Here is a 13,125-nt window from a genome sequence, read left to right on the forward strand (position 1 = left end):
GCGCGCCAGAGTCGCGGTAGGCCGCGGCATCCGCGAATCGCATCCCCAGGCGTGCCGCTGTGGGCCCCAGCACGTGCCGTACCGCGTCGACGGGTGGCATCCCCGGAGGAAGGTCGAGCGGAAGACCGCCGTCGACGAGCACCACGGCGGCGGCGCGATCGGGGTGACGGTCGGCGAACACGGCAGACACGAACGCTCCCATCGAATGCCCGACGATCAGCGCGCGCTCGACACCCGTGGCATCCAGGACCGCCGCGAGATCGTCGGCGTGGGCCGCCATCCCGAACGGCCCCGGCAGGTCGGCGCTGCGGCCGCGACCGCGCAGGTCCGGCGCCAGCAGCCGCACGTCCGAAGCCTCGCGAGCCACCCACGACCACGCGAGATGCGAGGCCGTGACCCCGTGCACGAGCAGCCACGGCGAGCCCTCGGCATCCGGATGCCACTCCCCCACGTGCAGTGAGCCGCCGGCGACCGTGACGGCGTGCGTGCGATCGCTCACCGCTCGCCCCGCACCGCGATCTCGAGTTCGTCCCACAGCTGCTCGAAGCGCGCGTTCCACGGCGTGGCGAAAACGCCCGCCTCCCAGCGCCGACGCACCTCGTCGAGGTCGACCCACTCCGCCTCGAGGACCTCTTCGGGGTCGACGACCACCGCGGGCTCACCCGCGACGTGAACGGACCACAGATCGAACAGCGCGCGCTCCTCTACGACCCGCCCCACGAGCACGAGATCATCCGGAAGGACGGAAATCCCCACTTCTTCATCGAGCTCGCGGATCGCCCCGCGCCGACTCGACTCCCCGCGCAGCGCGCTGCCCGCCGGGAACTCCCATGCCAGCGGGTAGTCCTTGCCCTCGGCCCTGCGGCTCACGAGGACCCGACCCGTGGATGCCACCACGCACACGGACGCCACGATGTGGAACGACCCGACGGGCACCGGCCCGTCGCCCCTCCGGTGAAGAGTGCCGGTGGGGGTTCCCTGGACGTCGGTGACGTCCCACATCTCGTCGTCGGCCATGCCGCCATCCTGCCGTCGTCGCGGCGGCAGCGCGAGGGCCGACACCCGCGCGAAAACGAAAGAGGCCCCCACCCGTGAGGGTGAGGGCCCGGTGGTGCACCCCCTGGGACTCGAACCCAGAACCCACTGATTAAGAGTCAGTTGCTCTGCCGATTGAGCTAGAGGTGCGTTCCGTTCGGCCCGGAAAACGCGTTCCGAACCGAGGGATTACGTTACCAGGCGTGACCTGGCCGCGCCAAATCGGCCCGGCGTCGCCGTCTATCCTGGACGCGTGTCCCCCATCGATGAGACCCTCGCGACCGCGCACCCCGGACCGTCCCTGAGCGACGACCTCGCGCTGGCCCTGCGCCTGGCCGACGCGGCCGACGCGGTTGCGATGGCCCGCTTCGACGCCGCCGACCTGCGCATCGACACCAAGCCCGACCGCACCCACGTCACCGAAGCAGACCTGGCGACCGAGCGCGCGATTCGGGAGATCCTGGATGCCGAGCGGCCCGACGACGCGATCCTGGGCGAGGAGTACGGGACGACGGGCGACACCGCACGCCGGTGGGTCATCGACCCCATCGACGGCACGCACAACTACATGCGCGGCATCCCGGTCTGGGCGACACTCATCGCGCTCACCGTCGACGGAGTGCCGCAGGTCGGTGTCGTCAGCCAGCCGGCGCTCGGCCGGCGCTGGTGGGCCGCCACCGGGCACGGCGCGTGGACGAACGGCCGCGACGGCGAGGCCCGTGGCATCCATGTGTCCGGCGTCGATGAGATCGCGCACGCGAGCATCAGCTTCCAGAGCATCGAGCAGTGGGACGACGTCGACCTCGTGCCGACGCTCGAGCGCCTCGCGCGCGCCGTGTGGCGCGACCGCGGTTACGGCGATGCCCTCCCCTACATGTGGCTTGCGGAAGGGCGCCTCGAGCTCGTGGCGGAGTTCGGCGTGAAGGAGTACGACATCGCGGCGATCGCCCCCATCGTGCGGGAGGCCGGCGGCCGGTTCTCGGCGTTCGACGGATCCGACCGCCTCGACGCGGAGTCGTCCCTGGCGACCAACGGCGTGCTGCACGACGCGTTCCTCGCGTTCCTCCACGCGGAGGACACTCCGTGATGCGGCGCACCCTCGCGGCGGCATCGGCTGCGCTCCTGACCGCGCTGGTGTTGACCGCGTGCACTCCGACGGCCGCGGCCCCGGCGACTCCCTCGGCGGCACCCACGGACGACTCGGCCGCAACCCCGGCCGCGACGCCCACGGATACCCCCGATGCCGAAGCCGCCGACCCGACGTGCGAGACGATCATCCTCTCCTCGACAGCCGCCGACTTCCGCAGCATCGGGTGGAAGGCGCAGAGCGAGCCGTTCCGCGTCGGCGCGACCGAGGTGCCCGACGGCATCCTGTGCAAGTGGAGCGACGGCTCCGCGACGGCGGCGGGCGTCCAGATGTTCGGGTGGGCGCCGATCGACGCCACCGCCGCCGACAAGGCGGAGCGCGACCTCGTGGCATCCGGGTGGAAGCGCGAGGATGCCAGCAACGGCGACGTCTACGTGACCGAGAACCCCGACTGGCTCGGCGGCCGCGGCGTCGACGGATACGGCATCACCTACCTGTTCGGCGACGGCTTCGTGAAGGTCGCCGACACGAAGCAGAGCCTCGTCCTGATCGACTGGCCGCCGAGTCAGCGGTAGGGGTTCACGGCATCCACGGATCCGGATGCCGCGTGCCCCTCGTCCCACGCGTCGCCCCGCGCTTCGCGCTCGCGCCAGATCGTGTCGATCTGCAGCACGCGCTGCGCCAGCGCCACCCAGTCGCTCCACGATCCCGCGGGCAGCGAGGTACCGTCGGACGCCACGGCCTGCCAGGCCTGGAGCTCGGCATCCGGATCAAGCTGGAACGGGCCGACGTCGATGCGCTGCGAGCGGGGATCGGGCATGCTCCGACGCTAGGTCGCGAGCGCGGTGCCCGGCAAGCCGGTCGCGTAGGCTCGATCGTCGTGGCTATCGGCGCGACCATTCACACGTTCACGGTGCAGCTCTCGGACGTCGACCGCGGCGTGTACGACGAACTGCAGCTCCGGGTCGCTCGGCATCCGTCCGAGACCGACCCGTACATGCTCACGCGCGTGCTCGCGTACTGCCTCGAGTACGAAGAGGGCATCGCGTTCAGCGAGGGCGTCTCGGCGACCGACGAGCCCGCCGTCATGGTGCGCGACCTCACCGGGGCACTCGTGGCCTGGATCGAAGTGGGAGCCCCGGACGCCGCCCGCCTCCACACCGGCAGCATGAAGGCCGAGCGGGTTGCCGTCTACACCCACCGCGACCCCGAGAAGGTCGCCGCACCGTGGGCCGGCAAGCGCATCCACCGGGCAGAGGACGTGCTGCTCCACTCGTTCGACCCGGGGTTCGTCGAGCGGATGGCCGGCGCAATCGAGCGCCGCAACACCGCGACACTGACCCGCACCGAGAGCCGCGTGTACCTCGAGCTCAACGACCTGTCCGGCGAGAGCGACGTGCACACGCGGTCCGCCGCATAGAAAAACCCCCGTCCGCGACGTGCGGGCGAGGGTTTCTCCGGTGACGATGGTTCGTGGAGCTGGGGGGAATCGAACCCCCGTCCAACGCTGGGTCTCCGCGTTTTCTCCGGGCGCAGTCTGTGCAGACGTTCTGCTCGGCCCCGACCTTTGTCACAGACACCTAAGTCGACAGGCCCAGTCCGGGAAGAGTCCCGCGTGACGTCCGGACGCCGTCACACAGCAAGACCCCTAAATGACGCCAGGATCCGTGGCGGGGTCACACACGGTCTGACGGACTATCGGGCTCGCTTAGGCAGCGAGGGCGAAGTCAGTGCGCTTAGCATTGGCACTTATTGTTTTGCAGGGAGCGTTTACGAGATAACCCCACATCCTCGGCCCGCTTCTCGCGGATTCGCAGGCGCTGTCGAAACCGATCAGCCCCGGGAACTCCGTGCAGGAGCGACCATCGTCACACTGTGGAATTGCCAACCTCGGATGCCGAAACACCCGAGCATCACAGTCTACAACGCCGAGGACCCCCGCGCATTCCCCCGCGCTCTCGCAACGTGTCGATCACGACGCTCCCCGCCTCGGCGTGTTGAACGAGCCTTCGCCCTAGCGTGGACGAGTGACCCCCTCCCGCCGCCTCCTGGCCCCCACGCTCCTGATCGCCACCGCTCTCCTCCTCACCGCGTGCGTGAGTGAACCGACCACTCCGGGTGCGCCGACCTCGGGTACGGTCAGCCCCTCGGCGACGGCGAGCGGGACCACCGCCTCGCCGACGAGCAGCGGAGCGTCACCGTCCCCCACCTCGACCACGAGCGCGGCATTCGCCTCCTGTGACGACATGATCACTCCGGAGTTCCGCGCCCAAGTCACCCAGAACGGGTGGGTGGGCTGGAACATGGCGGGCGACACCACGGGGCACAGCCCGTTCGATCAGTTCCCCGACGGAGCGCCGAAGGGCCAGCTCAGCTGCCGGTTCGGCGCCGGGCCCGACGTTCCCACCGACAACGTGCTCGACCTCGCGTGGGCGCCGATCGACTCCGCCGCGTCGCGTGCGGCGCAGGACGCTCTCGAGACCCGCGGGTTCCAACGGATCGAGGTCCCCGCGGGCGTGGAGTGGGCCCTCCGCGGCGACGAGGGATGGGCGGACGACGAAGGCTGGGGACAGACCTTCCTCTTCACCGGCACCGACGTTCGATGGGCCATGATCCGCAACCAGTTGGACTACATCAAGCCTGCTGCGTGATCGCGGGGTCCTCTAGGCTCGCCGCATGAGTCAGGTCACCATCACCGTCCGGGGCGAGAGCGAGACGCGCGTCCGCGCCGAGGAGGCCGCCGTTCGGGTCACCGTGTCCACCGACGGTCCCGCGCGTGGTCCTGTGGTGGAGCGCGCCCAGGAGCGGGCGGCATCCGTTCAGGACGGTCTGGTGGCGCACCTGCGCTCGGGCGAGGTGTCCGAGTGGTCGAGCGCGCGGGTCTCGGTGTGGTCGGATCGGCCGTGGAACAGCGAGGGCGTGCAACTGCCCCTCGTGCACCACGCCAGCGTCGAGCTGTCGGCCACCTTCACCGATGCCGGCGCGCTGTCGTGGTGGCTCGGCGACGTCGCCGAGTCCGACGACGTACAGGTCACGGCCGTGGACTGGCGCCTCGCGCGCGACACGCGCGTGGGTGTCGAGCGGAAGGTGGCCGCCGCGGCCGTGCAGGTCGCCGTGGAGCGCGCCGCCGCCTATGCCGAGGCACTGGGGCTGGCATCCGTCACCGCGGTCGAGATCGCGGATGCCGGGCTGCTCGAGTCGCGACCGGATGCCGCGGCCCCGCGCATGATGTTCGCGAAGGCCGACACCGGCCCGTCGTTCAGCCTGCAGCCGCCCGAGCTCGTCGTGAGCGCCACCGTCGAGGGGCGCTTCGTCGCTGAGTGAGGGTCACTCCCCCAGGCGGTTCTTGGTGCGCATGGCGCGCTCGGCTTCGCGCTTGTCCTCGCGCTCGCGGATCGTCTGGCGCTTCTCGAACTCGCGCTTTCCCTTCGCCACCGCGATCTCGACCTTGGCGCGACCGTCGAGGAAGTACAGCCGGAGCGGCACGAGCGTGTAGCCACCGGCGGCGACCGCGTGCGACAGCTTCACGATCTCGTCCTTGTGCAGCAGCAGCTTGCGCGTGCGCTTGGCCGAGTGGTTGGTCCAGTGCCCCTGCGAGTACTCCGGGATGTGAACGGCATCCAGGTACGCCTGACCGCCGTCGATGTAGGCATAGCCGTCGGTGAGGTTCGCCCGCCCCTGGCGGAGCGACTTCACCTCGGTGCCCGTGAGCACCAGACCGGCTTCGTACGTCTTCTCGATCGCGTAGTCGTGACGCGCCTTCTTGTTCGACGCGATGAGCTTTTCACCCTGCTCACGAGGCATGGTGCCACCTCCTCATGATTCCGGGCACACAGAGCCCCTCAGTCTACGCGATCAGGCACGCAACCAGCGGCGGATCGCGAAGCTCGCGCTCAGCGCCGCCAACAGCACGCCGATCACGATGATCACCGGCACCACGATGGCGACATCACCGAAACCCACCCACGATGTGATGAAGCTGATGCGGTCACGGAGGTACTGATTCACCCCGACCCCGACGATCGCCCACACGGCGACGCTCGCGAGGGCCGAGCCGATGAGCGCGGCGAGCACGCCCTCCAGCACGAACGGCGTCTGGATGAAGCGGTTCGAGGCGCCGACGAGTCGCATGATGCCGAGCTCGCGCCGCCGCGCGAACGCGGAGAGTCGGATGGTCGTGGCGATCAGCAGCACCGCGGCGATGAGCATGAGCGCTGCGATGCCGACGGCGACGTAGGTCGCGACGGTGAGTGTCTGGAACAGCGGCTCCAGGTACTGCATCTGGTCGGTGACGCTCTCGACACCGGCTTGACCCGTGAAGGCCTCGGCGATCACGTCCGACTGGCTCTGGTCGACGAGGTTGATGTTGAAGGTGGCGTTGAACTGGTCGGCCGAGACGACCCCGATGATGTCTTCGGGCAGCTGCGACTTGGCATCCTCGAAGACCTGCTCGCTCGTCGAGTACGTGTAGTTGCGGATCAGCGGAGCCAGAGCCGGGCCGTCGAGAGTGGCCGTGACCTTGTCGATCTCGTCCTGCGACGCGGCTTGACCGGCGACGCACGGATCCTTGTCCGACACCGTCGAGCACATGAAGACGGCGACCTGGGCGCGGTCGGCCCAGTACGACTGCATCTTGCCGATCTGCATCTGCATGAGCATCGCGGCACCGACGAAGGTCAGCGAGACGAACGTCACGAGGATCACCGAGATGACCATCGAGGCGTTGCGGCGGAGACCGGTGAAGGCCTCCGAGAGGATGAGCCCGAACCTCATGACGTGGGTCCCACTTCGTCGTCGCGGTCGTTCTTGTCGGCGAGTCCGAGACGGTCGGCGAGGCCGAGCGCATCGACGTCGGGCGTCGTCACGGGCACGGAGCGCGTGTGCGTGCTCGGCTCCTCGACGGGCGCCGCGGCCGCGGCAGTCCGCTCCGCCTCCGCGCGCTTCGCGTCCTCGAGGTTCAGCGGCTCCACGGAACCGGTGATGTGCGCGACCTCGCGCTGCACCTCGAGCACCGCGGTGAGGGCGGCGACCGCGGCCGCGCCCTTCTCGACCTCGGGGGCGAGGCGCGGCAGGCCGGACGTGTCGCCGTAGCCGCCGCGCCGCTCGTCGCGCACCATCTCGCCGTTGCGGAGCTCGATCACGCGGCGCTGCATCTGGTCGACGAAGCCGGCCTCGTGCGTGGCCATGACCACCGTCGTGCCGCCGGCGTTGATGCGGGCGAGCAGCTGCATGATGTCGATCGAGGTGCCGGGGTCGAGGTTTCCGGTCGGCTCGTCGGCCAGGAGCACCTGGGGGCGGTTCACGAGGGCGCGCGCGATCGCGACGCGCTGCTGCTCACCACCGGAGAGCTCGTGCGGCAGACGCTTCTCCTTGCCGTCGAGACCGACGAGCGCGAGCACCTCCGGCACCGCCTGCTGGATGAACCCGCGCGAGGCGCCCGTGACCTGCAGCGTGAACGCGACGTTCTGGTGCACGGTCTTGTTCGGGAGCAGCCGGAAATCCTGGAAGACCGACCCGATGTGGCGCCGGAAGTACGGCACCTTCCGGTTCGACAGCGTGCGCAGGTCGCGTCCGAGGACGACGACCCTCCCCTCGCTCGGCGTCTCCGCCCGCAGGATGAGCTGCAGGCACGACGACTTGCCGGAGCCCGAAGCCCCGACGAGGAAGACGAACTCTCCGCGCTGCACCTCGAAGTCGACGGCGTTCAACGCCGGTCTCGTGGTGCCGCGATACCGCTTGGTGACGTTCTCGAACCGGATCATGGCTCGACGAGCCTAAGCGCGCGACTCCCCCAGCCCGACAGGACGCGCCGGTTCACGAAACCGGGAGAGTCCTATGGATGCCACACCCGTGGCATCCATCGATCAGTCGTCGTCGTCCTTGCGCTTGCGCCAGCGGATGCCGGCCGCGATGAGACCGTCGAGATCGCCGTCGAAGACGACCGCGGGGTTTCCGACCTCGTATCCGGTGCGGAGGTCTTTCACGAGCTGCTGACCGTAGAGGAAGTACGACCGCATCTGGTCGCCCCAGCTCGCGGTGATCGTGCCCGCGAGCTCCTTCTTCTTGGCCGCTTCCTCTTCGCGCTTGAGCAGCAGGAGGCGCGTCTGCAGCACGCGCATGGCGGCCGCACGGTTCTGGATCTGCGACTTCTCGTTCTGCATCGAGACGACGAGGCCCGTCGGGATGTGCGTGATGCGCACGGCGGAGTCGGTCGTGTTGACCGACTGTCCACCGGGGCCCGAGGAACGGAACACGTCGACGCGGATGTCGCCTTCCGGCACCTCGACCTCGACGGCCTCCTCCATCACCGGAATGACCTCGACTGCGGCGAAGCTCGTCTGGCGCTTGTCGGCGCCGCCGAAGGGGCTGATGCGCGCGAGGCGGTGCGTGCCGGCCTCGACGGACAGCGTGCCGTAGGCGTACGGGACGTCGACCTCGAAGGTCGCGGACTTGATGCCCGCGCCTTCGGCGTAGGACGTGTCCATGACCTTCACCGGGTACTTGTGGCGCTCGGCCCAGCGCAGGTACATGCGGAGCAGCATCTCGGCGAAGTCGGTGGCGTCGTCGCCGCCGGCGCCGGAGCGGATCGTCACGACGGCCGAGCGCGCGTCGTACTCCCCGTCGAGGAGCGTCTGCACCTCGAGCTGGTTGATGACCTCGCGCAGCGACGCGAGCTCTTTGCGCGCCTCATCGGCGGAGTCCTCGTCCTCCATCTCGTTCGCCAGTTCGACGAGCACCTCGAGGTCGTCGAGGCGCTGGCCGATCTCGGTGATGCGCTTGAGTTCGGCCTGACGGTGGCTGAGACGGCTGGTGACCTTCTGGGCGTTGTCGACGTCGTCCCAGAGGTCGGGTGCGCCCGCCTCCTCGTTCAGACGTTCGATGTCGGCGGTGAGTGCGTCGACGTCGACCACGGCCTGAATATCGGCGAAGGTCGAGCGCAGCGCCTGGATGTCGGCGGCAAGGTCCAGTTCGAGCATGACACTCCAGCCTATCGTGGAGACGATGACGAGCGACTCCCCCCGCGATGTGCTCTTCCGCTTCGCGCCCATGATCTACGGCCCGACGCTGCTGTTCGCGCTCGGCGAGGGCGCCGTGATCCCGCTCATCCCGGTGATCGCGAACCGGCTCGGCGCCGACGTCGCGTTGGCCGCCCTCATCGCCTCGGCGCTCGTCGTGGGGACGCTGTGCGGCAACATCCCGGCGGGATGGGCGGTCGCCCGGTTCGGGGAACGCCTCACGATGGGCGTGGCGGGCATCGTCATCCTGGGCGGGCTCGTGGGCGTCGTGTTCGCGAATTCGCTCGCGGTGTTCGCGGCGGCGGTGTTTCTGATCGGGTTCTGCGCGGCATCCTTCGCCCTCGCCCGGCACTCGTTCATGACCACGCGCGTGCCGCTGCACTTCCGGGCGCGGGCGCTGTCGCTGCTCGGCGGGACGTTCCGGCTCGGCATGTTCGTCGGCCCGTTCATCTCGGCCGCGCTCCTCGGGATCTTCGGCGACGAGTCCGCGTCGATCGCGTTCTTCGCGGTCTGCCAGGTCGCGACGATCCTGCTCGTGTTCCTCGGCCCCGACCCGGAGCGCCTGGTCCCCGCGGCCTCCGCCTCGCGCGTCGAGGAGCCCGCGCGCGCCGGCTCGAGCCTGGACGAGGAGGACACCGGCGAGCCGGTGACCGGCGCGATCCCCACCGCGGAGCGGGCCGGGGTCTTCCGCACGATGTGGCGGTACCGCGGCGTGCTGTCACGGCTCGGGCTCGCGGCCGCGTCGCTCTCGGCGGTCCGGTCGGCGCGGCAGGTGGTGCTCCCCCTGTGGGGTGTCTCGCTCGGGCTGGATGCCTCGACGATCGCGGTGGTCGTGGGCGTCTCGGGCGCGATCGACTTCGCGTTGTTCTACGCCAGCGGCCAGGTGATGGACCGGTTCGGGCGGCTCTGGGCCGCGCTCCCCGCCATGGTCCTGATGGGCGCGGGCTTCTTCGCGCTGTCCCTGACGCACGGGTCGGGCAGCTCGGCGCTCTGGTACGGGATGTTCGCGGCGGTCCTCGGCGTCGGGAACGGGCTCTCCAGTGGCATCCTGCTCACCCTCGGCGCCGACCTCGCCCCACCCGACGAGCCGGCCGCCTTCCTCGGCTCGTGGCGCACGCTCACCGACGGCGGCGGGGCGGTCGCCCCGGTCCTCGTCTCGGCGCTGACCGCGGCGATCTCGCTCCCGGTCGCCGTCGCGGCGATGGGAGTGGTCGCGGTCGCCGGGGCCGTGGGGTTCGTGCGCTGGGTCCCGCGTTACGTGCCGCGATCCCGGTGATTTGCCCGGACTCGCCGCGGCGCACCACGATGAGGGGGAACCCGACCCGGATGCCGTGACCGAAGGAGCCGCATGAAGGACGTCGACCGCGGCTCGCTCGCCGTCTCGGCGGTGCTCGCCTCCGTCGCCGGGTTCGTCGACGCGATCGGTTTCCTCGACACCGGCGGGCTGTTCGTCTCCTTCATGAGCGGGAACTCGACCCAGGCCGCGGTTGACCTGTTCGGTCCCGGGACGCTCGTGGCCGCGGCATCCGCGGGCATCATCGCCGCCTTCGTCCTCGGCGTGGCGGTCGGCGGTGTCGTGAACGCGCGGTTGGCGGGACACCGCCCCTGGATCGTGGGCGGAGCCGCGGCCCTCGTCGGCGCCGCCGCGGCCCTGGCTCTGGCGGGCGACGCAACACTGTGGAGAGCCGGGCTCCTCGCGGCCGCGATGGGCGCGCTGAACACGCTGTTCCTCGCGGACGGACGCGCGCGCGTCGCCATCACCTACTCGACCGGGACGCTCGTGAGTCTCGGTCTGGCACTGGCCACACTGGTCACCGGCGGCTCACGCACCGCGTGGCAACGGCCCCTGCTGCTGTGGGCGTCGCTCTTCGGGGGCGCCGTCGTCGGTGCGCTCGCCCACCGCGCAGGATCGCCGCTCGCCCTGACCCTCGCGACGGCCGTGCTCGCGATCTGCGCGGCCGTGCTCGGTCGGCGCCCCCGGCCGGTGGCGTAGGGGCTCAGTCGCCGACGCGGATCAGCACCTTTCCGGTCGCACCCGCCTCGACCGCGTCGTGCGCCGCCGCGGTCTCCTCGAGCGGGAACCAGGTCAACCGGAGTCCGGCTTCCTCTCCGACCGGCAGCGCGCCGTCGGCCACCGCGGCCGACACGTCCTCGGCGGCAGCCTCGAGAGCCTCCTCGCCGACCGTGTAGAGCAGCAGCCCCTGCCAGCGCACGTTCTTCGCGAAGCTCGCACGGACCGCGGCCGTGAATTCGTCGCCGCCGTTGTCGGCGTAGTACCCGATCGAGCCGTGGTTGGCGATGACCTCGACGTCGAGCCCGGCGTTCTCGGCGATGGCGACCTCGACGATGTGGTCGACGCCGTCGGGAGCGATCTCGCGGATGCCATCGGCCAGCCCCGCATCCGGATACCGCAGCACGTGGTGGGCGCCCGCCGCGCGCGCGAGCGTCTCCTTCTCGCGACTGCTCACGGTCGCGATGACGGTCGCTCCGGCCCAGACGGCGAGCTGGATCGCGGCGTGTCCGACGGCGCCGGCGCCGCCCTGGACGAGCACGGTCCGCCCGTCCAACGCACCGGGCGACAGGCGTGACGGGCCGAACTCGTGCACGGTGAGCGCGCGGTGCGCCGTCATCGCCGGGACGCCGAGGCTCGCGCCGAGCGCGAACGACGCGTCATCCGCCAGCGGCACGGCGCGGGCGGCGGGCACGACGGAGTACTCCGCCGCGGTGCCGCTGGCGCGCTGGTGCGCCGCGAGGTAGATCCACACCCGGTCTCCGACGGAGACGTCGTCGACCCCCGGGCCGATGGCATCCACCGTTCCGGCTCCGTCCTGGTTCGGCGTCACCTCGTCGGCCACGAGCTCGCGCCCGACGGACGCGCGGGCCTTCCAGTCGGTCGGGTTGACGCCCGAGACGGCAATGCGCACGCGCACCTCGCCCGGGCCGGGTTCGGGGAGCTCCCGCTCCACGAGCGAGAGGACGGAGGAGTCACCGGGAGTCGCATAGACGATGGCCTTCATACGGATGCCAAGACTCAGGGGCACGCGGGCATTCCCGCGACACGCCTTTCGCCCTCGATCCCGGTCGCACGTTGACGGCCTCTTCACATGGAGCGGGCTCCGCGCGGCCCTACAATGAGGTCACTCGCGGGAGTGGTGAAACCGGCAGACACGCAGGATTTAGGTTCCTGTGCCTTCGGGCGTGGGGGTTCAAGTCCCCCCTTCCGCACGGATGTCCCTTCCGCGACACCGATTCCCCTGACCCGACGGGACCGATGTGATCCACTCCGCAGGCCTGCTCCCCTGGCTGGACCCGGCCGCCATCATCACCAACTCGCAGCCGTGGGCCCTTCTGGTGGTGTGCTTCATCATCTTCGCCGAGACGGGCCTGCTGATCGGCTTCCTGCTGCCCGGCGACACCCTGCTGATCATGGCGGGGCTGCTGTCGCACTCGACGGCTGCGGCGCCGAACGGCGTGTTCGGCATCAACGCCTGGTGGGTCGCCCTGGCAATCGGCGTCGCGGCGTTCATCGGTGGCGAGGTGGGGTACTTCATCGGCCACAAGGCGGGGCCGTCGATCTTCGAACGCAAGGATTCCGGCATCTTCAGCCGGAAGAACGTCGAACGCACGAACGCGTTCTTCGAGCGCTTCGGCGGCATCACGGTGATCCTCGCCCGCTTCGTCCCGGTCGTGCGCACGTTCGCCCCGATCGCGGCCGGCGTCGGCCACATGCCGTGGCGCAAGTACTCGCTCTACAACCTCATCGGCGCGATCCTGTGGGGCGTCGGCCTGACCATGCTGGGCTACGCCGTGGGCTACATCCCGTTCGTGCGCGACATCGTCACCGAGTACATCGACGTCATCCTGCTCGCCGCCGTCGCCGGCACCGGGATCTTCATCGCCGTGCACTACTTCCGCGAGCGCGCGGCAACGAAACGCGAAGCGGCGGCCGGCACGACACCGAATCGGGCTCCCTCGTGCTGGACCCCA

Annotated in this window: 16 protein-coding genes, 2 tRNA genes and 1 other RNA gene; 9 read left to right on the plus strand and 10 right to left on the minus strand. The window is 70.1% G+C overall.

The features are described from left to right. The 3 genes from I5G_RS06895 to I5G_RS06905 all read right to left on the minus strand — a co-directional run. Positions 1–499 (minus strand): alpha/beta fold hydrolase (locus I5G_RS06895; RefSeq protein ID WP_022878401.1); only part of this gene is annotated, 499 nt, incomplete at its 3' end. Further along, on the minus strand, positions 496–1,017 hold the full coding sequence (locus I5G_RS06900; protein WP_022878402.1) for an NUDIX domain-containing protein: 522 nt from the start codon (positions 1,015–1,017) through the stop codon (positions 496–498). The genes I5G_RS06895 and I5G_RS06900, both read right to left, overlap by 4 nt. Positions 1,018–1,109: 92 nt before the next feature. Continuing rightward, a tRNA-Lys gene (locus I5G_RS06905) sits at positions 1,110–1,185 on the minus strand. 103 nt (positions 1,186–1,288) lie between these two features. Between I5G_RS06905 and I5G_RS06910 the strand changes: the two genes are divergently transcribed. Beyond that, entirely contained in the window at positions 1,289–2,122 is an 834-nt protein-coding gene (locus I5G_RS06910) for an inositol monophosphatase family protein (protein WP_022878403.1), read from the plus strand. Then, positions 2,122–2,697 (plus strand): hypothetical protein, encoded by a 576-nt coding sequence (locus I5G_RS06915; protein WP_022878404.1) that lies wholly within the window; start codon positions 2,122–2,124, stop codon positions 2,695–2,697. Before I5G_RS06910 ends, I5G_RS06915 begins: the two co-directional genes overlap by 1 nt. Here the strand turns inward: I5G_RS06915 and I5G_RS06920 are convergent. Beyond that, positions 2,688–2,942, minus strand: coding sequence for a hypothetical protein (locus I5G_RS06920; RefSeq protein ID WP_022878405.1), 255 nt, complete (start codon positions 2,940–2,942; stop codon positions 2,688–2,690). The genes I5G_RS06915 and I5G_RS06920 overlap by 10 nt on opposite strands. A 60-nt stretch (positions 2,943–3,002) precedes the next feature. Here I5G_RS06920 and I5G_RS06925 point away from each other — a divergent pair, with 60 nt between their 5' ends. Then, positions 3,003–3,542, plus strand: coding sequence for a YaeQ family protein (locus tag I5G_RS06925; protein ID WP_022878406.1), 540 nt, complete (start codon positions 3,003–3,005; stop codon positions 3,540–3,542). A gap of 51 nt (positions 3,543–3,593) precedes the next feature. Here I5G_RS06925 and ssrA read toward each other — a convergent pair. Then, positions 3,594–3,963: a transfer-messenger RNA gene (ssrA, locus tag I5G_RS24505) on the minus strand. Between the two features lie 186 nt (positions 3,964–4,149). Between ssrA and I5G_RS25230 the strand changes: the two genes are divergently transcribed. Together I5G_RS25230 and I5G_RS06940 are read left to right on the plus strand one after the other, a co-directional pair. Beyond that, positions 4,150–4,773, plus strand: coding sequence for a hypothetical protein (locus I5G_RS25230; protein WP_148286428.1), 624 nt, complete (start codon positions 4,150–4,152; stop codon positions 4,771–4,773). Between the two features lie 25 nt (positions 4,774–4,798). Next, a complete protein-coding gene (locus I5G_RS06940; protein ID WP_022878409.1) occupies positions 4,799–5,446 on the plus strand; it encodes an SIMPL domain-containing protein in 648 nt (215 codons plus the stop codon). A 3-nt stretch (positions 5,447–5,449) separates the two neighbouring features. On the opposite strand, the gene smpB is transcribed toward I5G_RS06940, so the two are convergent. From smpB to prfB, 4 genes are all read right to left on the minus strand, one after another. Then, entirely contained in the window at positions 5,450–5,926 is a 477-nt protein-coding gene (gene smpB, locus I5G_RS06945; RefSeq protein WP_022878410.1) for an SsrA-binding protein SmpB, read from the minus strand. A gap of 51 nt (positions 5,927–5,977) precedes the next feature. Further along, positions 5,978–6,895 (minus strand): permease-like cell division protein FtsX, encoded by a 918-nt coding sequence (gene ftsX, locus I5G_RS06950; RefSeq protein ID WP_022878411.1) that lies wholly within the window; start codon positions 6,893–6,895, stop codon positions 5,978–5,980. Next, positions 6,892–7,884, minus strand: a complete 993-nt coding sequence (gene ftsE / locus I5G_RS06955) for a cell division ATP-binding protein FtsE (RefSeq protein ID WP_022878412.1) — start codon at positions 7,882–7,884, stop codon at positions 6,892–6,894. The genes ftsX and ftsE overlap by 4 nt, the downstream gene beginning before the upstream one ends. 102 nt (positions 7,885–7,986) lie before the next feature. After that, positions 7,987–9,099 carry a peptide chain release factor 2 gene (prfB, locus tag I5G_RS06960; RefSeq protein ID WP_022878413.1) on the minus strand — a complete coding sequence of 371 codons (1,113 nt, stop codon included), beginning with the start codon at positions 9,097–9,099 and terminating at the stop codon, positions 7,987–7,989. Here prfB and I5G_RS06965 point away from each other — a divergent pair. Together I5G_RS06965 and I5G_RS06970 are read left to right on the plus strand one after the other, a co-directional pair. Then, on the plus strand, positions 9,098–10,414 hold the full coding sequence (locus I5G_RS06965) for an MFS transporter (RefSeq protein ID WP_022878414.1): 1,317 nt from the start codon (positions 9,098–9,100) through the stop codon (positions 10,412–10,414). The genes prfB and I5G_RS06965 overlap by 2 nt on opposite strands. A gap of 72 nt (positions 10,415–10,486) precedes the next feature. Further along, complete coding sequence (locus tag I5G_RS06970; protein ID WP_022878415.1) at positions 10,487–11,131, plus strand: YoaK family protein; 645 nt, start codon at positions 10,487–10,489, stop codon at positions 11,129–11,131. A gap of 4 nt (positions 11,132–11,135) precedes the next feature. On the opposite strand, the gene I5G_RS06975 is transcribed toward I5G_RS06970, so the two are convergent. After that, positions 11,136–12,155 carry an NADPH:quinone reductase gene (locus I5G_RS06975; protein ID WP_022878416.1) on the minus strand — a complete coding sequence of 340 codons (1,020 nt, stop codon included), beginning with the start codon at positions 12,153–12,155 and terminating at the stop codon, positions 11,136–11,138. Between the two features lie 126 nt (positions 12,156–12,281). On the opposite strand from I5G_RS06975, the gene I5G_RS06980 reads away from it, so the two are divergent. Continuing rightward, positions 12,282–12,363 (plus strand) — tRNA-Leu (locus tag I5G_RS06980). 51 nt (positions 12,364–12,414) lie between these two features. Continuing rightward, on the plus strand, positions 12,415–13,125 hold a 711-nt coding region (locus I5G_RS21135; protein ID WP_083896573.1), incomplete at its 3' end, for a DedA family protein.

Origin of the sequence: Microbacterium sp. B19, from assembly GCF_000333395.1 — a bacterium.
Taxonomy (GTDB): Bacteria; Actinomycetota; Actinomycetes; order Actinomycetales; family Microbacteriaceae; genus Microbacterium.